The organism is Alkalicoccobacillus plakortidis (assembly GCF_023703085.1).
GTDB classification, from domain to species: domain Bacteria; phylum Bacillota; class Bacilli; order Bacillales; family Bacillaceae_D; genus Alkalicoccobacillus; species Alkalicoccobacillus plakortidis.
Map to the genome: position 1 here is coordinate 635415 of NZ_JAMQJY010000001.1, position 25020 is coordinate 660434.

Here is a 25020-nt window from a genome sequence, read left to right on the forward strand (position 1 = left end):
TCTCATCGGTGCAGTTCAGATGCTGTGTACACTTACTATACGCAGATGATTAAAAAGCGTGACAATCGCCTATTTTTTTCTTGATTCAGTTGTATGTACTGGTATACTGAAAAGAAAAGTGAGGAACCAACATATGCCTGAATTGTATACTCACCCTGAATTTGTTATTGATTTTCTTGATTCCCTCAGAGAAAAAGGACGTGCATCTTCAACCATTAAACGCTATAGCTATGACTTAGAAGATTTTTTTAAATGGATGATGAATGATCACAATAAAGACGCAGAGACGGTTTGGTCCACACTAACACACGAACAGCTAGATACATTCTTTTTGTATCTTATGGAGAAAAGGGCCTACAAAGTACGAACAATTCGCAGAATAATTTCCGTTACGAAACAATTAGCAAAACATACGATTATGAGTGGCTTCATTTCACGACATCCGGCAACTGTATACGACGCACCGAAGCTGATGGTTACACCCTTAACACGTGAGGAATGGCTATCTAATAAAGAAGTGGAGCGTTTGCTTCAATCCGTTCAATCAGAAGATGGTTTAACTGAAAATCAACTCTTAGCTCGGCCAATGTTAACGAAACGGAACGACTGGATTTTTTCATTATTTTTAATCTATGGTTTAACCTTACAGGAAGTTTCCCGAATGACCATGTTCGATATTCTCTTTGCGCAAAATCAGGTACGTATTCAATCTCATAGTGATTCAGCAAAAACAAGAGTCATCGATTTACGAGAAGAAGACAAACTGAAAGCATATGCGTATTATGAAATGATCCCGGAACCTGTACGACCGAGACAACATAGTAAGGAGCCCTTTCATATCGCATTTGATTTCCAACGCAAAACCTTCCACTGGTCTTATGAACAGGATCATCCAAAGGCATTAACCGAAATTGCCATTCAAAAAATGATTCGTAACGAGATCCAAAGAGCAGGATTACGAAAAGGAACATCTGCACAGCATTTACGGCACACCTTTATCCTCCAACAGCTTTGTCAAGGAGCCTCTGTTGAAGAATTACAGAATCATCTCGGATTCTCCAGTGCGTTATCATTGGATCGTTGTTTGTTAACTCTTGACCATTTAACAGAAGAAGAACGACTTTTATTAAGCACATAAAAAAGCTGCCAACGGTTGTTTGTACAAACCCGTTGGACAGCTTTTTTGAACCTACTCTTCTGATTCTGTTTTTAGTTGAACATTACGCTGTGGCGCAAATGTTGAGATAGCATGCTTATAAACAAGCTGCTGCTTTCCTTCTGTTTCGACAATCACCGTGAAATTATCAAATCCTTTTATAAGACCACGTAATTGGAATCCGTTTAATAGAAACACCGTAATAGGAATCGAATCTTTACGTAGTTGATTTAGAAATTGATCCTGAATGTTAATCCCTTGTTTCATCTGTATAGACCTCCTCTGTTTATAAGTATACATTCGTCATTTACGATTGGTTTCCTTCAACAAAATTCTTAATTTGACTAAAAAGTACATCTTTCTCTTCAATACCAGCATCAAACCAAGTCATATCCATTTTATTTCGAAACCATGTTAGTTGTCGTTTGGCATATCTGCGTGAATTTCGCTTTAATAACTCAATTGCTTCTGCTTTGCTGCATTCTCCACGCAAATACATAATAATTTCTTTGTAACCAATCGCTTGCGCAGAGGCGTGGTTATCCAATCCTCTATCCATAAGTGATTGCACTTCAGCTACCAAGCCATATTCAATCATTTTGTCGACTCGATTATTAATTCGTTGATACAATGGCTCGCGATCTAGATCAATTCCGATACCAATAAACGGTCGAGTCGCTTCTTGAACTTGTTGTTTTGAAAATGGAATACCAGTCACTTGATGTACCTCTAAGGCACGAATCACACGCCTCACATTATTTGGGTGAATGTCTTTTGCTGCTTGTGCATCTACTTCTTCAAGTAGCTTGTGTACATATTCATTTCCCTTTTGAGCAGCATCCTTCTCTAGTGAATCTCGCAACTGTTTATCTTCAGGCTTGTCCACAAATTGATAACCGTGCGTAATTGATTGAATATATAAGCCGGTACCACCAACAATAATGGGTAGTTTGTTTCGAACGGCCAGATCTTCGAGTATACGTGTGCATCTCTCTTGAAACTCCGCAACAGAAAAGGCTTCGTCTGGTTCTTTTATATCAATTAAATGATGAGGAACCCCGTCCATTTCTTCCGTTGTTACTTTGGCTGTTCCAATATCCATTCCCTTATAAATTTGCATGGAGTCGCCACTAATTACTTCTCCATCTAATTCCTTTGCAAGACGAATCCCCAGATCTGATTTGCCAACGGCTGTTGGTCCAGCAATCACTAGTAGCTTTTTCATTATTGCAGCCTCACTTTACTTCTGTTTCATTATCGATCATACCATATTGAAATTCCGCAACTCTTCTTTTCCTCACTTGAAAACCAAGCTCTGAAAAACGACTACTTTGCCAGTGATCTTTTAGAACCACTCTTCGCTTGGCAACTCGAAGTGCTTCTTGAACGATCTCTTGACTAAGTGGTTCATAGTGAGCAAAAGGTTTAAGTGCTTGAATCCCTATTGATGCATGAATCGTTACTTCAAACATCGGATCAAAGTATACCACATCAAATGAGTTGTCAGGTAAGCTCTTTAACAGGTGAAAGTGGTGTCCTGTCATCACTTCAATTGTACGCATGGCACTAAGCAGAGAAGGATGAGCATCTTGCCAGCTCCTAAGCCCAGTCTTCACAATATACGCCATTATAGGATTAGCTTCAACTCCAGTTACCCTTCCAGATGGACCCACCGCAAGTTTAGCCATTAATGCATCTGCAGCTAATCCTAACGTACAATCCAACACACTCTCACCTGTTTTTAATGCAGCTGTTTCTATAAATGTATCATACCCGTTTTTTAAGTAAGCCTTCGCTCTCACCTGTGCTGCATTAGGATGATAAAAAAACGGTACGTTCTGTCCTTGTCGGTATAAGCTTAATCTATTGCTCCCAACCACTAGTAAATCCGTTTCCCATTCCGCTAATAACTGTTCCACAGATCGGTCTTGTCTCTGTCTAAATGGCATTTGCAGGTCATCTGCAACTTGTTTAGCAGGTGCCTCAAGCTTATCTGCCCGTTTACGTGCTGTTGTGACATTGACGTTCAAATGCATTCCTTCCTTCTACATGACCCGCTTAAACATTTTCTCCATCTCATAGGTCGTGAATTGAATAATAACCGGGCGTCCATGCGGGCAAGTAAATGGGTCCTCACAGGAACGTAGTGTTTGTAGCAGTGCTGCAATTTCATCATCTCGTAAATGCCGATTAGCTTTTATGGCTGCCTTACAAGCCATAAGAATGGCCGCATCTTCACGCAGCTTTCCAATATCAATCCGAGCATTTTCTAGAAGTTGATCAAGTAGCTCACGAATGGTTTCCTCCACTAATCCATCAGGAAACCAGACGGGATGTGAGCGGACTCGATAGGTTTGTTGGCCAAACGAATCAAGAAATACTCCCACTGCTTCAAGTTTATCAAGGTTTGAATCGATTAAAGCAGCTTCTTGAGCTGTACATTCAATAGTAAAAGGCGTTAACAGCTCTTGAACATGAGGAGTCTGTTCTGCCACTTTCACACGGAAAAATTCATAATTTATTCGTTCTTGTGCTGCGTGTTGATCTATTAAATATAATCCGAGTTCATTTTGAGCAATGATATAGGTCCCGTGCATTTGTCCGATTGGATAAAGTGGTGGAATCCGTGACTCCGGTTCTGTAAACTTCGGCTCCGGTTCTTCCACAGTTGGTTCGGCAGAAATGACTGGTTCAGTTGATTCCTTTTTAGGAACAGATTCAACCTGCTCATTATACGAAATGGTCTCACGCACCTGTAAAGTCGGTTCCTCAGTGGTGGTACTTGTTTGCGACTGCGTACGTTTTTCTTCCCGTTCTTCCTGAAAAGAAAAAGGAATCTGTGTTGATTGCACCGTTTGAGTTGGTTGCTTTGGCTGCTGTTGTTCCGGAATTAACTGAGTTTGTTGAAACGCTTTTTTAATTGCTGATGTGAGTAAGGCGCCTAGTTCTGCTTCCTTGCTTAACCGTACTTCCATTTTTGCTGGATGAACGTTCACATCTACTAAAGTTGGATTCATCTCGATTTGAACAACTGCAACAGGATAACGTCCAATGGGTAATAAGGTATGATACCCTTGCAAAATCGCTCCTGCTAATGCGTAATTTCGAATGTATCGCCCATTAATATAGACAGAAAGATATTGCCTTGACGAGCGATTGACCTCTGGACGGCAAACATAACCCGTAACCTGATAATCTAATGAAGACTCTTGGAACGTAACTAGTTTTGTTGCAACAGAACGTCCATAGATTTGAGCCATTACTTGGCGGATATCACCATTACCTGATGTTTTTAATACTTGCTTCTCATTATGCACGTATTCAAAAGCTACTGTAGGATTGGACATCGCCAGTCGATTCATAACATCACTAACATGCCCAGCTTCAGTGTGAGATGTCTTTAAATATTTTAATCTCGCTTGTGTGTTATAAAAAAGATTGGAAATAACAAGCTCCGTTCCTTTTCGTGAAGGGGCAGCCGTGCGTTTTTTCAGGTGACCACCTTCAAGCTGAAGTTCAACTCCTTCACCCTCTCCCGTGCTTGTCCTGACCAAAACATGAGAGACAGAAGCTATACTCGGTAATGCCTCACCTCTAAAACCTAATGTATGAATATTAAATAGATCTCGATCGGTTTGAATCTTACTTGTTGCGTGTCGTAAAAACGCTGTTTCTACATCTTCAGATTCTATACCACTACCATTATCTACGACTCGTATAGACTGAAGTCCAGCCTCTGCAAGTTCTACTAAAATAGTTGTACTGCCAGCATCCAACGCGTTCTCAACTAACTCCTTAACAATAGCTGCTGGACGCTCCACCACTTCACCAGCGGCAATTTTGTTGGAAAGTGCATCATCTAGCTGCCGAATCGCTGCCATCATCCACCCTCTCCTTTCTGTTTCTTAATCCTTTAATTGTTGCTGCCATTTATTAATAAGCTGCAGTGCCTCAAAAGGAGTCACATGCATAAGCTCTGCTGAGCCAATCGCATCCAATACGTTTTTTTCTTTTTTTGAAGGAGCTTTTTTTGTTTTGCGAGAATTCTCATCCACTGCAAAAAGCGACAATTGTAGATCTGCCTCTGCTCGTTCATTGGCTGAATTAACATCAGGTTTTTCTACGGTTACAGCCATTTCACGACTTGCACCTTCAAGTTCTGCTAATAAGATCTCTGCTCTTTCAGTCACCATATTAGGAAGGCCAGCTAACTCTGCAACATAGATTCCATAGCTTCGATCTGCCGGTCCATCAATAACCTTGTGTAAAAAGACAACATGACCGTCTTTCTCTGCTGCTGACACATGAATATTCTTTAGCTGGGTAAGACTTTGCTCCATTTTTGTTAATTCATGATAGTGCGTAGAGAACATCGTTTTTGCTTGAATGCGTTCATGAATAAATTCCATGATCGATTGAGCAAGAGCCATTCCATCATATGTTGATGTTCCACGTCCAATCTCATCAAGTAAAAGTAAGCTATCTTGCGTTGCTTTTGTCAGCGCATGTTTGGTTTCTAGCATCTCTACCATAAATGTACTCTGACCACTTGCCAGATCATCAGCAGCACCAATTCGAGTAAAAATTTGATCAAAAACTGGTAGCTCCGCTTCATCAGCTGGGACATAACATCCAATTTGCGCCATAACGGCCGTCAGAGCTAGCTGTCTCATATACGTACTTTTACCACCCATGTTTGGTCCAGTTAATAGCAGCATACCGCGACTGTCTCCCATTGACACATCATTTGGCACATATTGTCCACGAGGAATCACTGTCTCAACAACGGGATGACGATTGTTCTGAATTTGAATCTGTCGTTTATCAGAAAAGGTTGGCTTTACATATCTTCGTTGTTCGCTCACTGATGCAAAGCTTGCATAAACATCTAGCTCACTCATCTGACTAGCCAATTGTTGAAGCTCAGGCACATATTGTTTAACCTGATCTCTAATTTGAACAAACAATTCATATTCTAGCTTTTCAGTTTGGTCGTTTGCTTCAAGAATAAGAGCTTCCTTCTCTTTTAATTCAGGGGTAACAAAACGCTCGGCATTCGTTAGTGTTTGTTTTCTTTCATAACGCCCCTCTGGAACAGATGCTGCATTGGCACGTGTAATTTCAATATAATAACCAAACACTCTGTTGTAGCCAACTTTTAATGTGCGAATGCCAGTGACTTGCCGTTCCTTTGCTTCAAGTTCTGCAATCCACTGCTTACCATTTTTACTAGCATCCCGATATGTATCCAAATCCGAATGATAACCTGATTGAATAATACCGCCTTCCTTCAAAGAGATAGGAGCATCCTCAATCAAACTGGTTTCTAATAGGTCAGATATCTGTTTATATGTATCTGAATCTTTAAACCATCCTTTAGCAAAGTCTGCTTGCATCGTAGAAAGCAGTTGTACAATAGCAGGGACTCGTTGAAGCGACTTCTTTAGCTGAACGAGTTCTCTTGGTGATACACTTCCATAGGCGACTCGAGCTGCTAACCTCTCCAAATCGTATACGGCTTTTAGCTCATCCCGTAATTCTTCTCGTTCAAAAAACTGCGTTAAGAAGGTATGAACAGCCTGTTGACGCGCGATAATCTTATCTTTTATTACAAGAGGTCGCTCAATCCATTGCCTCAGCATTCTTCCACCCATAGCTGTAACCGTTTGGTCTACGATTGACAGGAGTGAACCTTGTTTCCTTTTTTCTCTTAACGTTTCCGTTAACTCTAGGTTTCGTTTTGTATGCTGATCCATTTTAAGGTAAGAAGTGGAAGCATAATAAGTAGCCGGCTGAAGATGGGCTAAAGATCTTTTTTGAGTGCGAACAAGATATCGTAACAACCGAGCATATGTAGCTTCAAGCTTTTCCTGCTGCAGGTTCTGATAAACAGACGCATACTCCTTTTGGTCATCTAATTCATCTTCAAAGGAGATCGTTAGCTGTTTTTCTTGTTCCAAACGATTAAGCAATTCAGAATCACTAGTACTTGCGATGATCACTTCCTTAGACTTAGCAGTAAGGACTTCCTGAATAGCGTCTTCCAATTCATCGCCAGTAATTGTTACTCTACCTTCACCTGTTGAAAGGTCCGCAAACGCCACCCCATATGAGCCATCCTCACACACATGAATCGTTGACAAATAATTGTTTTCTTTCTCCTGAATAAAATGATCACTCATCATTGTTCCAGGGGTTAACAGTTTCACAACTTCGCGCTTTACAACACCCTTAGCCGTTTCCGGATCTTCTACTTGTTCACAAATTGCTACTTTATAGCCTTTTTCAATTAAGCGAGTCATATAGTTCTCAGCTGAATGATGTGGAACACCACACATAGGGATACGTGTTTCACCTTGTCCACGTCCGGTTAACGTTATCTCCAGTTCTCTAGAAGCCTTAACGGCGTCATCATTAAACAGCTCATAAAAATCACCTAATCGAAAAAATAAAAAAGCATCCTCATACTGTGCTTTTATCTCTAAATATTGCTTCATCATTGGGGTTACTTGTGCCATACCTGCCTCCAACCGTTCATTCATTCTTACGTGTATTATAGCATAGAGCAAAGCTTGCCTGCACTTGGAATGCAACAACAAAAAAGAGCGGTGCTATGCACCACTCTATCTCGCTTACTTATCCAATTCTTCGTGCATAAAGTGCGGGTCAAGATTTTCGAGCTCTTCATCCGTCACCTGGTCTACATAATCAGAAATTGGATAATCTTCAACGATGCCTTGAGGATTAACGGCAACCGCTACCTTGGTTTCACCAATACACTCCACAATGAATTCTCTTTCTACTTGCACATCAACGGTTGTTCCATTATCCGACACAGTTGCCTCAAGTGTATTCGGTTGTTGAATGGCACGAGCAACAACATCAAGATCTTCCGTTAACACATTCTCATCTTTCATCGACAGTGGCACAATATCCGTATACGTGACTGTTTGCGTGGCAACATCTGTTTTTGTGTTATTCGTATACGAGAACCAGACGTTAATATCATATGATCCTTGAACCTCTACCGTATCTCCGCGCTTTTCGGCATCATAACTGTGATTTATTATCCAGCATCCTAAGATACTGGTTGGTCTGTGAGTTGGTGTAATATGGTGTGTCGCTTCTGAAAATTTCCGTCCCTTGCCGCAAACCGCCTTTGTAATAATCTCTCGGTAACTAATTTCATTTTCAGCCATATGCTGACCCTCCTATTCTCATATCCTTGCTGGTGAGGATGATGTGTCGGCTCCTGCCTACCGTTCCGCCCAATCACCCCCATCCTATGCAGGGGGTCAAACGAATGTGAATGAAGACTAAATAGGTAGGGCAAACCGTTTCTATACAAGATATGAGCGAAGAAAAAGAATAGTACAGGAATCTTTGTGTTGAAAATAATGCTCGAAACGTTACATGGACTAATGTGCACCATTTGTGTCTAGGTTTGTTCATTTAAGTAGCAAGTGGGTTTGGTGGAGTATCTCCGCTAGCGGGATGTTGGAGCGTCTTAAATTTCGTACTGTTCACATTTACTTGGTTACATAATTTTAATTTACTGCTTCATAGAAAAGAGATTTTTAAAAAATATTATATACCCTTCAAAACACCGAGATTACAGAATAAGAATAACTGTCAAAACGAAGAATTTGAATCAATTACTCAACCATATTAGAAACTGATTGAACTAGAAGAAACTCAATCCTGCGTAAAAAATCTTACAAATCAGCTTTAGACATACACAAAGACAATGGTACTAGGTCTTCTATTTTGTTGAAAATAAAAAACCAAACCATTATGTGAGTTAAACATCATAATGGTTTGGTTATGTAATAGTTGATATAATTCTGTCCCGTGCTCTCTGTTAAAATGGGCTTTTTACTGTGCGACCTTTTAATAGGTCACCATCCGTTGAGATAATGATTTCATCTGTAACCGTTTTTGAGATCGTGTTTGAGATCATTTGTAGTAAGTAATTGACTTCAACTTGACTACGTTTAAACTCTTGCACTAATGGGATTTCATCAATTTCTTCATGTAAGGCATCAATTCGGGCATCTACTGCCTTTAGAGCTTCCGTTTTTCCATAATGCTTTAAATTCACGGCTTCTTTTTGCTCTTTTTTAATTTGAGCAATGAGCTCTTGAATACGGAGATGGTCGTTCACTTGTTTTTCTGCACGCTTATAAAAGTCTACTTCTTCTGTTTCTGCCACCATTTTTGCAAGTTCTCTTGCCTTTTGGCGAACATCATCCTTTGTATATAGCTTGTTCATCTGTATTTAAACCTCCACCGTTTCTGTGATTTCACCGTTTAAAGACCACGTTTTTGCTTCCGTAATTTTCACATGCACAATGGTACCAATAATCGATTCTGGACCACGGAAGTTTACCATACGATTTGTGCGTGTACGTCCTGCCAAAACATTAGGATCTTTTTTACTTTGACCTTGAACAAGTACTTCTACAATTTTGTCTTGGTACTCTAGGTTTTTCTTGGCTGATGTTTCATTCACCAATGCATTTAACCTGGCTAGGCGTTCTTTTTTCACTTCCATCGGCACATTATCTTCCATTTTTGCCGTTGGTGTGCCTTCTCGTGGTGAGTAGATATACGTATACGCACTATCAAATTCGACTTCTCTCATAAGCGACATTGTTTCTTCAAATTGTTCGTCCGTTTCATTTGGGAAACCGACAATAATATCTGTTGTAAAAGAAGCATTTGGTATGGCTTGTTTAATTTTTCCTGCCAATTCCAAATAACTTTCGCGTGTATATTTACGTGACATTAGTTTTAAAATTTGTGAGCTACCGTGTTGAACAGGTAAATGAATATGTTCGACAAGGTTACCACCTTGAGCTAACACTTCAATTAATCGGTCATCAAAGTCACGTGGATGGCTTGTCGTAAATCGAACACGAGGGATATCAATTTTATGGATTGCATCCATTAGTTCACCAAGTCCATAACCATTATTTAAGTCTTTTCCGTAAGCATTAACGTTCTGACCAAGTAGAGTGACTTCTTTGTATCCCTGTCTTGCGAGATCTCGTACCTCAGCAATAATATCCTCAGGAAGTCGACTACGTTCTTTGCCGCGCGTATATGGCACAATACAGTAGGTACAGAACTTATCACAGCCATACATAATGTTTACCCATGCTTGCGTTTTCCCCTCACGCTTACGAGGCATGTTCTCTACGATATCGCCTTCTTTTGACCAAACTTCTACAACCATCTCTTTTCCAAATACTGCGTCACGAAGCAAATGTGGTAAGCGATGGATGTTGTGTGTGCCGAATACAAGGTCAATATGTTGGTGTTTCTGGAGGATCCGATTGACGACGCTTTCCTCCTGCGACATACAGCCACATACTCCAATGATCAGTTCTGGTTTTTCAAGTTTAAGAGGTTTTAAGTGACCAATCTCACCAAATACTTTATTTTCAGCGTTTTCACGAATCGCACAGGTGTTGAGTAAAATGACATCTGCTTCCTCTGTGACATCTGTTGATTCAAATCCCATTTCTGTTAGGAGTCCTGCCATATTCTCAGAATCATGTGTGTTCATTTGGCAGCCATAGGTGCGAATCAAATATTTTTTACCAGCACCAAGTTGACTTAATTCAGGAGGGATTACGTGTTCAGGTCGAATCACTTGCGTTGTTTCCTTACCTCGACGTTTTCCTTGCTTATAGTCTGGTTGCTCGTGAATGGTAATATCTCGTCCATTAATTCGCATAACCTTTTTGTTTTCATCTTCTGAGATGATCTTTGCCTTTGAAAAATCAAAGTATTGACTATAGTCCTTTTTTTGAGTTTGTTGTTTGTTTTTATTTATATGAGTATTACCTGATTGACCTAATCGTTGTTCTTCGTTCATTATGAGATTAACTCCTTCCAAAACATACCGTTCTTCTAATCGTATATTATACGTGCGAATGACCATAAACACAATGCATGTGCAGCTAGTAAAACAAAGAAAAGAAGCGTTTATCTGCCGAATGAATCAACAGATAAACGCTTTTTTTCGAGACAGAGAGTTAACGAGGTTCAATAATTAGTTTAATGGCGGTGCGCTCTTCCCCATCAATCTCAATATCAGTAAAAGCAGGAATACAAACTAGATCAATTCCGCTTGGTGCCACAAATCCTCTGGCAATTGCAACTGCTTTAACTGATTGATTCAGCGCCCCTGCTCCAATCGCCTGTATCTCCGCTGAACCGTGTTCTCGAATGACTCCAGCTAAAGCGCCAGCTACAGAATTTGGTGTAGATTTTGCTGAGACTTTTAAGACATCCATTTTAGAACCTCCTCTGTACATGAGTCATTGGTTTCTTGCCGTAGATAAACAGGTGGTTAGAAGTAGGATTTGATCTCCAAGTTGGAGAAACGTACTTCATACTTATTAATAAAACGGATAAATATTCCTATCTAAAGCTCTAGATACGGATGATCCTCATTAATAAGCAAACGTTTAATAGACGTTGCCTGACCTGTTTTAGGATTCACATCTATAACGACACCACTCAACTGTTCCCTGCCTGAAGCAACTTCAAACCTTGCAGGAAGATTTGTTAAAAATCTATGAATTACAGGTTCACGTTCTACACCAAGTATTCCATCATAAGGTCCTGTCATGCCAACATCCGTAATATAAGCCGTCCCCTTTGGTAGAACGCGCTCATCTGCCGTTTGAATGTGAGTGTGAGTACCAACCATAGCCGTTACTCGACCATCCAAATACCAACCCATTGCGACCTTCTCACTTGTAGCTTCTGCATGAAAATCAACAAAAATATAAGGAGTACGTTTTTCAGCTTCTGCAATCAATTCATCTGCTTTTTTAAACGGACAATCATTGGCCGGTAAAAACGTACGCCCCATTAGATTGATGACAGCCACTTCTATTTGATTAATCTGTACAAAAACCATACCTTTACCAGGCGTACCTTCTGGATAATTGGCCGGACGAACCATCCATTTAGCTGAATCAATAAATTCAAATACATCCCGATTCGCCCATGCATGATTTCCTAACGTAATGGCCTGTGCTCCTGAATCTAAAAAGCTCTTATAAATTTTCTCTGTAATGCCTTTTCCCGCTGCTGCATTTTCTCCATTAATAACCGTTAGAGTTGGTTTATACTGTTTTTTTAATCGTTTAACATATTCTTGAACCATTGAGCGACCCGGAGAACCTACAACATCTCCAATAAATAAAATCTTCATAACAACGTAACCTCTTTCTTTCATCATAGAAACAAAATAAAGCGGCATTAGCCGCTTTATTTTGCATACTCAACTGCCCGTGTCTCTCGGATAACCGTTACCCGAATATGTCCTGGATAGTCAAGTTCGTCTTCAATTCGTTTTGTAATATCTCTCGCTAGTTTATGAGCTAACGTGTCATCAACTAGTTCAGGGCGTACCATAATCCGAACCTCTCGACCTGCTTGAATGGCGTAGGTTTTCTCTACTCCTTCAAACGACTCTGAGATCTCTTCTAGCTTCTCTAAACGGCGAATATACGTCTCAAGTGTCTCTCTTCTTGCTCCTGGGCGTGCTGCTGATAACGCATCCGCTGCAGCAACAAGGGTAGAAATCACCGATGTCGACTCTGTATCACCGTGGTGAGATGCAATGGCATTCACAACAACCGGATGCTCTTTGTACTTCGTAGCAAGCTCCACGCCAATTTCAACGTGACTTCCTTCAACCTCATGGTCAATTGCTTTCCCAATGTCATGAAGAAGACCAGCTCGTTTCGCAAGCTTCACATCTTCACCCAATTCTGCTGCCATTAATCCGCTTAAGTGTGCAACCTCAATAGAATGCTTAAGAACATTTTGTCCATAACTTGTGCGGAATTTCAAACGACCTAGAATTTTAATCAAGTCCGGATGCAAACCATGAATACCCATTTCAAATGAAGTCTGTTCACCATATTCACGAATCGCTTCATCAACCTCGCGACGGGATTTGTCTACCATTTCCTCAATCCGTGCTGGGTGAATACGACCGTCCTGCACAAGCTTTTCCAATGCAGTACGAGCAATTTCACGACGGATCGGATCAAATCCAGAGAGAATAACAGCTTCAGGTGTATCATCAATAATTAAATCGATACCCGTTAATGTCTCAAGCGCTCTAATATTACGGCCTTCTCGACCAATAATACGACCCTTCATTTCATCGTTAGGAAGATTAACAACTGAAACAGTTGTTTCAGCCACATGGTCCGCAGAACAACGCTGTACAGCTAAAGAAAGAATTTCTCTCGCTTTTTTATCAGCTTCCTCTTTCGCCTGAGCTAATCGCTCTTTGATAAGAAGTGCGGTTTCATGTGCAATCTCTTCTTCGACCTCTGATCGAACAGATAATCTTGCTTCTTCACGACTCATACCGGATATACGCTCCAAGCTCATGCTGTTGCTTTTTTATGAGCTCATCCACTTTACTGTTCATCTCTTCAATTTGTCGTTGTTTTTTGGTGAGAGATTCCTCCCTTTTCTCCAAAGAATCTTCTTTTTTATCGAAGGTTTCGCTTTTTCGGTCTAGAATCTCTTCTTTTTGTACCAAACGATGCTCTTGTTTTTGAATCTCATTCCTACGTTCACGAACCTCACGTTCTGCCTCTGTACGAAGAGTATGAACTTCATCCTTCGCTTCAAGAATGACTTCTTTCCTGTTCGCTTCCGCATCGCGTTTTGCATCTTCTACAATTTGATTCGCAGCATGCTCCGCGCTTACGATTTTCGCTTCTGCAATGGATTTTCGAACAAGATATCCAACAACTGCAGCTAATGCAGAGACAACAAGTATAATGGGGATGAGAATATACCATGGTATAAACATATTTTCACCTCCTCTTGCTATCTAATTGTTGGTTCAATAACACTGTTTTGCATAGATCTTCTTTAATAGTAAACTTAAGTTCCATACATGAAAGCGGAATAAAATAGTAAAAATAAAAGCCGCTTCACTTTTTAATTGTAAAGTGCCCTACCCTTGATGTCAAGCTGAGGAGATAGGTGTAACTTCACTAATCCCATCACGAATTGACACGTCAAAAGCTCGATCTGCTGACTCTGTTAAATGGTGGTTATGCGTTACCATTATAATCTGTCGTCCAAACATGGTACTGAGAGATTTTAGAAACTCGTATAAATAATAGACATATTCATTGGATACATGTTTACCAGGCTCATCAAGAATTAGCGGTCCATTTACTTTTGGTTGGACTGTTTCCATTAATGCGACACGTAGCGCTAATGTCACAATATCAACCACACCACCACCTCGCGAGTCTTGAGGTTTGGTTTTCACTTGTACACCTTCATATTCTGTGGTGACATAAAACTCAGCTACTGTGCGATTTCCATGCTCTTCTAACTCAATCTGAAAAAAGAACAGGGGTCCAAATACATACTGGAGTGCATTGGTTACGAGAGTCTCCATTTGTTGTCGAGCTTGTTCTCGTGCATACTCTGCTGATTGTTGTAGTAACACTCTCGCTTTTTCGTATACATCAATGGTATCTAGGTATTCATTTAACTTAGCTTCAGCCTGCTCAAGCTGATCTGTTAATACCTGTCTGCGTGCATCGAGTCTAGTCCACGTATCATGTGCTTGTTTAATAGATTGTTCAAGCTTTGTGATCTCTTCACGACTCATTTTGAATCAACTCTTTTGGGATTAGTGACCACGTTTCCTCCATCGCTTGCCCGATCTCTGTTTCAAGTCTCTTAATTTCCGTTTCAAGTCCATCAGGTGCAACACCCAACTCTTCTAATTCTTTTAAGATCCGTTCTTTTTGATTTTCAAGCTCTTCAAGCTTTGCCTCTGCTCGGTATCTCACATCACGTGCCTGATCAATCGCTTTTTTCATTTTGTTTAAATCCTGTTCCATTTGATTCATCGCTACCTACCCCTTTCAACATTTTAGTGTGAATGTGCTTTTTGAATGGTTTGACCACAAGTTGGGCAGATTCCATCCTTTTTCAAAAGCTCTTCATAACGATTTTGAAGCTCTTCTAATTCCAGCTTCTGTTTATGAACAAACGTCTTACCATCTTGAATTCGTTTAGCTACATCGTTGTAGTTTTGTTGTTTTGATAAAAGCAGTTGGAACCGTTGATGTGTTTGATCCAAGCCGCTAACCATATCGTTTAACTTCTCTACTCGTAATGTGTTCTCTTTTTGAGTTTGCTGCTCATTTATTTGTTTGTGCACACTCTGATACTGATCTAACAAAAACACTAATCTCTGTCTTTTTTGCTCAAGTTGTTTAATCGTATCCTGCCAGCTTGTATCCACTTGCCGTACAAAATTTGTTTGGTCCAACACATGATGTGCCTTCTCTTTTACACGGTTAAGCTTTACATATTGCTCTTGGAGATAGGCTAGCTTTTTTCGCTTATCCTCAAGTTGCTCAGCCTTACTACGAGAAAGCGCTGCTTGTTCAATGGTTTCGGTTAGCTGTAGTTGTTGTTTTACTGCTTTTGTTTGCTGTGTGTGACTTTGATATTGCTCCTGTAACTTCAGTAATGCAGTTTGTCTAAACGTAGCTACTTGCAGTTGCTGAAACAATAACTCCATTTTAGGCAGGTTTGCCACGGCTTCTAATTGGAGCGACACATCATGAATGGTTTGTTTATTTGTCAACAAATCTTGCTGTTTAGTTCGAAGACCCTCTAAAGCAGCTTGCTTGGACTTTAACTCTTCCAATTGACTAGATGCTTTTTGAAGTCGCTCGCCAGCCGCAACAACATTCTCATAAGGCTCTAAATCCTTTTGCAGCTGTTCTGTTTGCTCTTCACTCCATCGTTTGCTTTGGTTTAATGAGCTAAGATCTCGTGACGTATCCCTAATTGCGGCATCTAAATAATGCGCCCCACTAATTCGCCCAATCGTTTTTGCCCTCATCGAGCCTGGTTGCTCTAACATAAACGGACCATCAAGCTGTTGTGCAAGATGAATCGTTAATTCATGATCGCGGTCAATTCGTAATGGTCGCATACCATGAAGGCTTAATACCTCTTCTGGAACATGCTGTCCAAAGCTTTCAAAGACCTGTTGCTCTTCACCGGCCTTTTTAATCATATAGCGATTTTTGGAAGCCGTTCGCTCTCGTATAATCTTATCTCCATTTTCAAACTGTACGGTCACACGGACAAAATCACTACCTGCTCGAATAAAATCGGTTCCACGAGGCTGGTTAAACAATGCCCAACGAATACCTCGAATCACGGCTGTTTTCCCACTATCAGACTGGCCGATTAGTACATTTAAACCATCTGTAAACGTAAAACGAGAATCCAAATGCGACTGGAAGTTCTCAAGGCGTACGTCTGTTATGTTACTCATCCATGTCACCTCCCCAGCTTTCCTCTACCTGGGTCATTCGCCGAAGGGCTTCTTGCTTCACTCGATCTTCAACATTTGATAGCGACGCAAGCTCACGAATAATATCGTTCATATGTAGGTTTTTAAAATCACTTTGTTCTCTCACTTGCTGAACAAATGCATTTAATTTTTCTTCTTGATTTAATGCCTTTTCCACATATGTTCGATCAAGTACATCCTCCCCTTTTTTAGCGGTTGTTAGCACTTGTTCCCTTAATGTAATACCTGATTTTGTAACCTCACCAATAACAACCTTTGGAAGCCTGTTAAGCTCCATCCAATGATTATTAATTCGTGAGATGGCCCCAGGATTACAAATGAACTTTCCATCTTGCTCTTTAATGCCAAAGCCTCCATGAAAATGGCCCGTCAAAACGACATCTGCAGGTGTAGTCCAAATATGATCAACAAGTGTATGAGGAATTCCTTCAGGTAGTGCTTTTTCAACTAACATACTGTGGACAAGATGGATCATATAATCTGCATTATGTTGATTAATTGGATAATAATCTAGCTTCACATCACGTTGGTCTAGGTCATAGTGATACGGTTGTCCAGATATCTGAACCTTTACACCATCCTTTTCAATAAGTAACGGCTCATCTGGGTGAATAATCGTCATAATTCCAAATGAATCAAGTAGACCAAGCATCGTTCGAGAAATGGTATCAGGATTATGTCCAAACGTATCATGGTTGCCTGAAATCGCATAAATCGGAATCTGAACTTCACGAAACAGTTTAGCAAACTGACCAACTACATTTGGCGACAAATCAGGACGATCAAATACATCTCCTCCATGTAGCATGAGATCAACTTGTTCTTTTTCAGCAATCTGCATGACCTCTGTTAACTTTAGCTTAATCGTTTCAGAGAATGTATCCAGCCTATTTTTTGGTGTTGTTCCACGGATATGCGTATCTGTAAAATAAAGAAATTTCATCTATTTTATCACCTCAAACTGAAAAGAATAAGCACCCATACGGTGCTTATTCAGCTAGCTATTTATTTTAAGTCTAATGGAACATCTTCAAATTCGTCCTTCGATGGAGCCGGCACTTCTACCTGTCCGTCTAGTCCATGATGCGCACGAATTAGTCCTTCGATTTCTGCCATCATTTTTGGATTTTCTTTCAAGAAAATCTTAGAATTCTCTCGCCCTTGGCCAATTCTCTCTTCATTAAATGAGTACCATGCTCCACTTTTTAAAACGATATCTAGTTCTGCTGCGATATCAAGAACAGAACCTTGTCTAGAGATACCTTCCCCATACATGATATCTACTTCAGCTTGTTTAAATGGAGGAGCTACTTTGTTTTTGACAACCTTAATTCGTGTCTTATTCCCTACCATATCGTTTCCTTGTTTTAGTGTTTCTGCACGACGAACTTCAAGTCTAACAGATGAATAGAACTTAAGGGCACGACCACCAGGAGTTGTTTCAGGGTTACCAAACATAACACCGATTTTCTCACGGATTTGGTTAATAAACAACGCAATGGTTTTCGATTTGCTAATCGCACCAGAAAGCTTACGAAGCGCCTGAGACATCAGGCGGGCTTGAAGACCTACGTGACTGTCTCCCATATCTCCTTCAATTTCCGCCTTTGGTACAAGTGCAGCCACACTATCAATAACAATAATATCTACAGCTCCACTACGAACAAGTGCTTCTGCAATCTCAAGTGCCTGTTCTCCTGTATCTGGCTGTGAAAGAAGTAATTCCTCTACGTTTACTCCAAGTTTTTGGGCATAAACAGGATCAAGCGCATGCTCGGCATCAATAAAAGCAGCCGTTCCACCATTAGCTTGCACTTCAGCAATCGCATGAAGAGATACCGTTGTTTTACCAGAAGACTCTGGACCATACACTTCAATTATACGTCCACGCGGATATCCACCTACACCTAATGCAATGTCCAACGCAAGTGAGCCACTTGAGATGGTTGCAATTCGTTGATCAGTTTGATCCCCTAATTTCATAATAGACCCTTTACCAAATTGTTTTTCGATTTGGCGCAGAGCCATATCTAATGCTGCTTTACGGTCACTCATCGCAATCTCTCCTCTATTTAAAAAATCACTATTTAATAAGCGAATTCTCATCATCATTACTTTCTACTGTTCTATCATAACTCGTTTTATGAGATTTGCCAATAGAAAACCGAACATTTATTCGTATTTTTTTCAAGCAAGCAAAGTGGGGTAAAAGTCTGGAATGTTTTCCGATTGATTGTATGAAATAAAAGGGGGAAATGAAGGAAAGAGAATGGATGCAGCTGTACATAGAGCAAGCTGCATCATCAGTTATGAACGCGTGGTTGTATTACTTCGGTTTGTTCGTTTTGGACGTGGTTTTGCTGGTTCAAGATTCACTCTGGCGCCATTAATACGGGAATGACGTAAGGCCTCATACACAAATGGAGCCGAATCCTCAGGAACATCAACAAACGTGAAATTATCAAAAATATCAATTCTTCCAATGCTCTCAGCAGGTATACCAACTAATCTAGCAATCTCTTCCGAAAGGATTTTTGGTGTGAGTTTGACATTTCGGCCGACATTAATAAAGAAACGAATCATGCCTGGGGCTCCTCCCGTCTCACCAAACTGATAGCCAGATTCTTCAGAGGCTGAATCCGAGGAAAACTGAAGTGTTAGTAACGCTTGAACGACTTCCTCTGCTGAATAATCCGTTAGGAGCTCTGTCACCAATGGTCCAAAAAGTTCTTTATCTTTCCCTTTTGAATTAATGGTGTCTGAGACTAGATTCTTCCATGTATTCTGCTGCTTCTCAACAACTTCTTCAATTGTTGGTACATCATGAGTCGGAATCATCATTTTAATCTCTTGTTCAATTGATCGTAGGTGTTTCATTTCTCGTGGTGTAACTAAAGTTAAGGCTAAACCGGTACGCCCTGCACGCCCCGTTCGACCGATCCGGTGTACATAACTCTCAGGATCTTGAGGAATATCATAATTAATGACATGAGTCACATTTTGCACATCAATTCCACGAGCTGCTACATCCGTTGCGATCAAAAATTCAATCGAGGCATCACGAAATTTCTGCATCACAACATCTCGTTGTGACTGAGACAGATCACCATGTAAACCGTCTGCTAAATAACCACGAGCTTGTAAGGCCTCGGTTAACTCTGCTACCCCTTTTTTTGTTCTGCAGAAGAGAATACCAAGTTCCACATCATCACTGTCAATAATTCGACAGAGAGAGTCGATTTTATTGCGTTCGAGAACCTTAAAATACCGTTGTTCCACAAGAGGCGCTGTTACTTCTCCTTTATTAATGGTAACGGTTTTTGGGTTATTCATGTATTTGTGAGATAGCTTACGGATTGCATAAGGCATAGTAGCGGAAAAAAGAAGCGTCTGTCTGTTTGTACTAACATTACTTAAAATTGATTCAATATCTTCTACAAAACCCATATCAAGCATTTCATCCGCTTCATCAAGAACCACCGTGTGCACCTTGTCTAATTTAAGTGTTTGGCGACGAAGATGGTCAAGGATTCGGCCAGGCGTACCAATCACGACGTGCACACCTTGCTTTAAGGCACGAATCTGGTGACCAATCGATTGTCCACCATAAATCGGAAGCGTCCGAATTCGTTTATGCACAGATAGCTTTTGAAGCTCTCCTGATACCTGGATGGCGAGCTCTCTTGTTGGAGTCAAAATCAACGCCTGAATATAAGGATCGTTTGAAACTTTATCAACCACAGGAATCCCAAATGCAGCTGTTTTACCAGTACCGGTTTGAGCCTGCCCGATCACGTCTCCACCACTAAGAATAGCCGGTATTGCCTTCTCTTGAATAGGAGAAGGCTCTTCAAAACCCATGTCTTGGATCGCACGTTTGACCGGGTCCGAAATCTTAAAATCTGTAAAATAAGTCATTTTGTTGCATTCCACCTTTTTATTTCGGTCAACAAGTAGAAGCAGCAATACTTTACAGCACGCTCTCGAATCGCTTGCCGACTACCACTTAACAGAAGAGGATAAACGGTCTCTGTATTATCTGGTCCAACAATGGCGATATAGACAGTACCCGGCTCTTTTCCTTCCTGAGGATCTGGTCCAGCCACTCCAGTGAAGGAAACCCCGATATCTGTTGAGAACATCTTTCGTACAGCACTTGCCATTTCCCTTGCACAAGACTCACTTACTACCCCACTTTGCTTAATGGTTTCTTTCGACACATGTAGTACATTCTCCTTCACATGAGTTGAATAAGCAGAAATTCCACCATAAAAAATGGATGATGAGCCTTTAAATGATGTTAGACCAACCGTGAATAGACCACCTGTAAAGCTTTCAGCAGCAGAAACCGTTAAACCTGCCTCTTTTAAATGGAGTGTAACCTGCTCCATTAAACCAATCTCGCCATAGCCGTAGAAGAATTCTCCAACTCGTTTTTGAATTAGCTCTTCGGTCTCATCCAATAATCGTATAGCTTCGTTCTCATCCGTATGTTTTACAGTCAAACGAAGTTTTACCTCGCTATTACCGGCAAGAGGTGCAATGGTTGGATTGGTTTGAGCATCAATCAAGTCTTCAAGATCTGTTTCAAGCTGAGATTCTCCAATGCCATAGTAACGTAAAACCCGAGATGTAATAGCCGTTCCTGAACCATCTAGTAAAAGTGGTTTCAGTTCAATCTCAAACATAGGTTGTAATTCCTTTGGTGGACCAGGCATCAAAACAAGCTTACATTTGTCTGTCTCAAGAAACATACCCGGAGCCATACCTGTGTGATTGGTTAAAACGGTTGAACCTTCAATGACCAATGCTTGTTTTCGGTTATTTGGTGACATTGGTCGTTGTCGTTTTTCGAAATAGGCTTCGATTGATGAAAGTGCTTCTTTGTCATGAACTAAACCTCGACCACAAAATGCTGCAACCGTCTCTTTTGTAAGATCATCCTTTGTTGGACCAAGTCCTCCGGTTAAAATAACTAGATCTGCCCGATTTGCTGCAAGTTCTATCGATTGTGCCAATCTCGCTTCATTGTCACCAACTACCGTATGTACATAGACATCGATCCCTATTTCAGCAAGCTGCTTAGAAAGATACTGTGCATTAGTATTTGTAATCTGACCTAATAAAAGCTCTGATCCTACTGCAAGAATTTCAGCATTCATCGAACATTCCTCCATATTATTTAGATTTTAAAATGACATGTTTACTTTTAATAAAATAATCTACTCCAGATATAATCGTCAAAATGGTGGCAATCCAGATCATAATTTGATCAAAAGGGATCGACAACGCAGCAAATGGAACATTATGTAATAGACAAGCAGAGATTGCAACAATTTGCGCTGTTGTTTTCCATTTTGCTAATTGACTGGCTGCAATAACATCACCATCTGCCGCAGCAACAAGACGAATTCCAGTTACGGCGAATTCACGACTAAGAATGACAATAACCATCCAAGCTGCAACGACTCCTGACTCCACTAAACCAATAAGGGCTGCCGTCACGAGTAATTTATCTGCTAATGGGTCAAGAAACTTCCCAAAGTTAGTGATCAGATTTAACTTTCGTGCAAAATAGCCATCAAGCCAATCTGTTGCAGATGCAAAAATAAAAATAAGCGCTGCAATAAAATCAGAAACAGCTAACTCTGTTCCATAAAAATCGATCACACCAAAAGGCCAATCGATAAGTAAAAACAACATAAAAACAGGAATTAATAAAATGCGAGAGATTGTAATTTTATTTGGCAGATTCAACATAGCCCCTTCTTTCTTAAACAAATTCTGTGGTTTTTTTCCTTTTGACTAGTATTCAAATAAGGGGTAACCGTCTCATCATTGTATCATAACACTCCCACATACGTTAAAGCATAGTCTTTCGGAAAAAAATAATAGCCGTTCCTGCTATTGTTTACAGGAACGACCATTTTGATTAAGGATTATACGTAATTTCAATTTTTTGATGAACAAGATCAAGTGGAAGCTCTACCTCTTCATCATTTATAAATACAGTGGCGTTTTGAGAAGCTCCAAGGTTGATCAAAATGGACTCCTGATCGCTATAATCCTCTGAAATCTCATTGCCATCACTAAAGCCAGTAGATGGAACAAGAAACTCACCGTCTGCATCTTTAATGTCGGCATAACAATCACCAGTAAATTCAACCCGAACATCAAAATCAGGTGCTTCAAGGTCAAATGAAGAGGTATTTCCTGAGCTTTCGTTAAACGTCAGGGTACTTGTTGGCTCGTCTTCTTCAGTCTCATCTTCTGTATCTGATGTTCCCTCATCCGATGAGTCTTGCTCGTCTTCCGCCTCGTCTTCAGCAGGTTCATCTTCTGGCTCTGGCTCGTCACCGTATTCAGCATCTATTGTGGGTGTATTCTCTGGAGCAATAGGCGCATTGTCTCCGCTTGAGAAATTCCCTCTAAACACCCATATTGCTGCTGCAATCACAATTAAAAAGACAATGACTGCAATGACCGGTAAAACAGATGCCACACGAGACTTTCTGTTAGCCGGTTGTTCAGGTATTGGTTTTCTACGTTCTGACCTAGATGGAATATTTTCTGCATTTTTGCTTGGCTGTGGTAATTCATTTTTGTGTTGCTCCAAAAATTCCGTTGAATCAATTCCAACAGCTTCAGCATACGTTTTAACAAATGCTCTTGCATAAAATAATCCAGGAAGAGAATCAAACCGTCCTTCTTCAATGGCCAGTAGATATCGCTTCTGTATTTTGGTTATCCGTTGCAAATCCTCAAGGGAGAGCTGTTTTTCATCACGTGCTTGTTTTAACTGTAATCCTAATTCTGACATCTTAACACCCACCTACACCTTTAGCTTATATCAAAGGAAGAGAATCCTGGCTCGACTACATCATAGGTGATTTTTTCATTTTCATCATTACGCAATTCAATAATGCAGTCAAAATCCTCGAGTTCATATTCCGTTTCCCGAACAAAAATATCTGGATGCTCAACTACCTTGACCACAGGTTGCCTCATTACCTCAGCTACTAAGGTTCTGTGCTTCTCTGTAGATCGCATCGTTGAAACAATTCCATCAATGATAAAGATATGATCTCCACCGAGCTCATCTTCTGCCAACTGGCTACGAACGGTCTGTCTTAGCAGTGTGGAAGAAATAAAGGACCAACGTTTGTTTGCACACACACTTGCTGCTACAACAGACTCTGTTTTTCCGACCCGTGGCATGCCACGAATGCCCACTAAATAATGTCCATCACGTTTATAAAGCTCGGCCATAAAATCAACCAAAAGCCCCAGTTCACGACGGATAAAACGGAATGTTTTACGTTCAGCTGCATCCCTTTCAATATAACGTCCATGTCTAATCGCTAAGCGATCACGGACTCTTGGTTCACGAAACTTTGTTACTGATACACTGCCAATCGTATGTAAAATGGATTTAAAGCGTTCCACTTGGTCATCACTGTCACTACTAAGTAACATACCTCGTCGACTGTCATCAATACCGTTAATGGTCATAATATTAATGGAAAGCATCCCAAGTAACGAAGAAATATCCCCTAGAATCCCCGGTCTGTTTTCTAATAATTGGTATTCAAAATACCATTCCTTCATAATCAACACCGCCTTGTCCAAAAAAGAATGATGGAACATGGATTCTGACAAATTCAGCTAAAATATTCACTACTTTTGTTAATGATAATGGATTTTTAGCTGAATTGAAAGGTTTTTTATAGATGCCATACATTTTATTCAATCCTAATTATGTTTAACATATAAAAAAGGCACCGCTACTATAATATGCGGTACCTAAAAAACATATGACTATTTGTGATCAACAAGTTTCACCATCATGTTGGCAATGGCATGCTGTTCTTCTTCATCTGCTACTTTCCAAAGCTCAGCAAGCACACGTTCTTGTTCATTTTTTGGCTCTACTTGACCTGCAAGGTATTCGCCAACTTGATGAGCTACATCTGAAATAACTCCTTCAGATAAGCCTTGATCCTGCGCTTGATCCAAACGAACATTTAAAAACTCTTTCCAATGGTCCCAGTTATCAACTACTGACATGGTTAGATTCCTCCTTAAATTGTACTACGCAATTAGCATTCGTCATTTAGCCAATTTTATACGGAGAAATTCAAGGCTTTTTAATGCCAGGCACCATTTACTTCGATGATTTGTCCATTTAGATAATGAGAATCAGGACCAACTAAAAAGAGCACTGCGTTAGCGATATCCTGAGGTGTACCTAATGTTCCCGCTGGAATGTCATCTTCAATCAATTGTCGATCCTCTTGGCTGTAATCGTGCATCATTCTTGTTTCAATCGCACCAGGAGCTATCGCATTCACTTGAATTCCACTAGGTGCAACTTCCTTTGCAAGTCCTTTAACAAAACTGTTAAGCCCACCTTTTGCTGCAGAGTACGCCACTTCATATGATGCACCGGTCACTC

Annotated in this window: 24 protein-coding genes and 1 pseudogene; 1 reads left to right on the forward strand and 24 read right to left on the reverse strand. The window is 40.4% G+C overall.

Features of this window, described 5'->3' with window-relative positions:
• Window positions 1–133 precede the first annotated feature (133 nt).
• On the forward strand, window positions 134–1138 hold the full coding sequence (locus NDM98_RS03490) for a tyrosine-type recombinase/integrase (RefSeq protein ID WP_251604655.1): 1005 nt from the start codon (window positions 134–136) through the stop codon (window positions 1136–1138).
• A gap of 51 nt (window positions 1139–1189) precedes the next feature.
• Here NDM98_RS03490 and hfq read toward each other — a convergent pair whose 3' ends face one another.
• From hfq to NDM98_RS03610, 24 genes and pseudogenes are all read right to left on the reverse strand, one after another.
• Window positions 1190–1423, reverse strand: coding sequence for an RNA chaperone Hfq (gene hfq, locus NDM98_RS03495; RefSeq protein ID WP_251604657.1), 234 nt, complete (start codon window positions 1421–1423; stop codon window positions 1190–1192).
• Between the two features lie 40 nt (window positions 1424–1463).
• A complete protein-coding gene (gene miaA, locus NDM98_RS03500; protein ID WP_251604659.1) occupies window positions 1464–2381 on the reverse strand; it encodes a tRNA (adenosine(37)-N6)-dimethylallyltransferase MiaA in 918 nt (305 codons plus the stop codon).
• A 10-nt stretch (window positions 2382–2391) separates the two neighbouring features.
• Complete coding sequence (locus NDM98_RS03505) at window positions 2392–3186, reverse strand: class I SAM-dependent methyltransferase (protein ID WP_251604660.1); 795 nt, start codon at window positions 3184–3186, stop codon at window positions 2392–2394.
• 15 nt (window positions 3187–3201) lie between these two features.
• Window positions 3202–5037 (reverse strand): DNA mismatch repair endonuclease MutL, encoded by a 1836-nt coding sequence (mutL, locus tag NDM98_RS03510; protein ID WP_251608910.1) that lies wholly within the window; start codon window positions 5035–5037, stop codon window positions 3202–3204.
• A gap of 24 nt (window positions 5038–5061) precedes the next feature.
• A complete protein-coding gene (mutS, locus tag NDM98_RS03515; protein ID WP_251604663.1) occupies window positions 5062–7674 on the reverse strand; it encodes a DNA mismatch repair protein MutS in 2613 nt (870 codons plus the stop codon).
• 114 nt (window positions 7675–7788) lie between these two features.
• Window positions 7789–8355 (reverse strand): outer spore coat protein CotE, encoded by a 567-nt coding sequence (locus tag NDM98_RS03520; RefSeq protein WP_251604665.1) that lies wholly within the window; start codon window positions 8353–8355, stop codon window positions 7789–7791.
• Window positions 8356–9017: 662 nt separating this feature from the next.
• A complete protein-coding gene (locus NDM98_RS03525) occupies window positions 9018–9428 on the reverse strand; it encodes a YlbF/YmcA family competence regulator (protein ID WP_251604666.1) in 411 nt (136 codons plus the stop codon).
• Between the two features lie 6 nt (window positions 9429–9434).
• Window positions 9435–11039 carry a tRNA (N6-isopentenyl adenosine(37)-C2)-methylthiotransferase MiaB gene (miaB, locus tag NDM98_RS03530; protein WP_251604667.1) on the reverse strand — a complete coding sequence of 535 codons (1605 nt, stop codon included), beginning with the start codon at window positions 11037–11039 and terminating at the stop codon, window positions 9435–9437.
• A 160-nt stretch (window positions 11040–11199) separates the two neighbouring features.
• On the reverse strand, window positions 11200–11460 hold the full coding sequence (locus NDM98_RS03535) for a stage V sporulation protein S (protein ID WP_251604668.1): 261 nt from the start codon (window positions 11458–11460) through the stop codon (window positions 11200–11202).
• A 131-nt stretch (window positions 11461–11591) separates the two neighbouring features.
• Window positions 11592–12389, reverse strand: coding sequence for a TIGR00282 family metallophosphoesterase (locus NDM98_RS03540; RefSeq protein ID WP_251604669.1), 798 nt, complete (start codon window positions 12387–12389; stop codon window positions 11592–11594).
• A gap of 56 nt (window positions 12390–12445) precedes the next feature.
• Window positions 12446–14015, reverse strand: a pseudogene (gene rny, locus NDM98_RS03545) (ribonuclease Y).
• Between the two features lie 159 nt (window positions 14016–14174).
• The gene (locus NDM98_RS03550; protein WP_251604670.1) at window positions 14175–14834 is read right to left on the reverse strand and encodes an AAA family ATPase; all 660 of its coding nucleotides are present in this window, start codon (window positions 14832–14834) and stop codon (window positions 14175–14177) included.
• A complete protein-coding gene (locus NDM98_RS03555) occupies window positions 14824–15078 on the reverse strand; it encodes a hypothetical protein (RefSeq protein ID WP_251604671.1) in 255 nt (84 codons plus the stop codon). Before NDM98_RS03555 ends, NDM98_RS03550 begins: the two co-directional genes overlap by 11 nt.
• 23 nt (window positions 15079–15101) lie before the next feature.
• On the reverse strand, window positions 15102–16526 hold the full coding sequence (locus NDM98_RS03560) for an AAA family ATPase (protein ID WP_251604672.1): 1425 nt from the start codon (window positions 16524–16526) through the stop codon (window positions 15102–15104).
• The gene (locus NDM98_RS03565) at window positions 16519–17508 is read right to left on the reverse strand and encodes a metallophosphoesterase family protein (protein ID WP_251604674.1); all 990 of its coding nucleotides are present in this window, start codon (window positions 17506–17508) and stop codon (window positions 16519–16521) included. Before NDM98_RS03565 ends, NDM98_RS03560 begins: the two co-directional genes overlap by 8 nt.
• A 62-nt stretch (window positions 17509–17570) precedes the next feature.
• Window positions 17571–18620 (reverse strand): recombinase RecA, encoded by a 1050-nt coding sequence (recA, locus tag NDM98_RS03570; RefSeq protein WP_251604676.1) that lies wholly within the window; start codon window positions 18618–18620, stop codon window positions 17571–17573.
• A gap of 252 nt (window positions 18621–18872) precedes the next feature.
• Entirely contained in the window at window positions 18873–20483 is a 1611-nt protein-coding gene (locus NDM98_RS03575; protein ID WP_251604678.1) for a DEAD/DEAH box helicase, read from the reverse strand.
• Window positions 20480–21727, reverse strand: a complete 1248-nt coding sequence (locus NDM98_RS03580) for a competence/damage-inducible protein A (RefSeq protein WP_251604680.1) — start codon at window positions 21725–21727, stop codon at window positions 20480–20482. Before NDM98_RS03580 ends, NDM98_RS03575 begins: the two co-directional genes overlap by 4 nt.
• Before the next feature lie 16 nt (window positions 21728–21743).
• Window positions 21744–22322, reverse strand: a complete 579-nt coding sequence (gene pgsA, locus NDM98_RS03585) for a CDP-diacylglycerol--glycerol-3-phosphate 3-phosphatidyltransferase (protein WP_251608912.1) — start codon at window positions 22320–22322, stop codon at window positions 21744–21746.
• A 175-nt stretch (window positions 22323–22497) separates the two neighbouring features.
• Window positions 22498–23385: a helix-turn-helix domain-containing protein gene (locus tag NDM98_RS03590; RefSeq protein ID WP_251604682.1), complete on the reverse strand. Its 888-nt coding sequence runs from the start codon at window positions 23383–23385 to the stop codon at window positions 22498–22500.
• A 20-nt stretch (window positions 23386–23405) separates the two neighbouring features.
• A complete protein-coding gene (locus tag NDM98_RS03595) occupies window positions 23406–24173 on the reverse strand; it encodes a DUF3388 domain-containing protein (protein ID WP_373370352.1) in 768 nt (255 codons plus the stop codon).
• Window positions 24154–24306 carry a hypothetical protein gene (locus tag NDM98_RS03600; RefSeq protein ID WP_251604686.1) on the reverse strand — a complete coding sequence of 51 codons (153 nt, stop codon included), beginning with the start codon at window positions 24304–24306 and terminating at the stop codon, window positions 24154–24156. The genes NDM98_RS03595 and NDM98_RS03600 overlap by 20 nt, the downstream gene beginning before the upstream one ends.
• Before the next feature lie 77 nt (window positions 24307–24383).
• Complete coding sequence (locus NDM98_RS03605; protein WP_251604688.1) at window positions 24384–24632, reverse strand: DUF3243 domain-containing protein; 249 nt, start codon at window positions 24630–24632, stop codon at window positions 24384–24386.
• A gap of 80 nt (window positions 24633–24712) precedes the next feature.
• Window positions 24713–25018 carry an SDR family oxidoreductase gene (locus NDM98_RS03610; protein ID WP_251604690.1) on the reverse strand — a complete coding sequence of 102 codons (306 nt, stop codon included), beginning with the start codon at window positions 25016–25018 and terminating at the stop codon, window positions 24713–24715.
• Window positions 25019–25020: the final 2 nt, after the last annotated feature.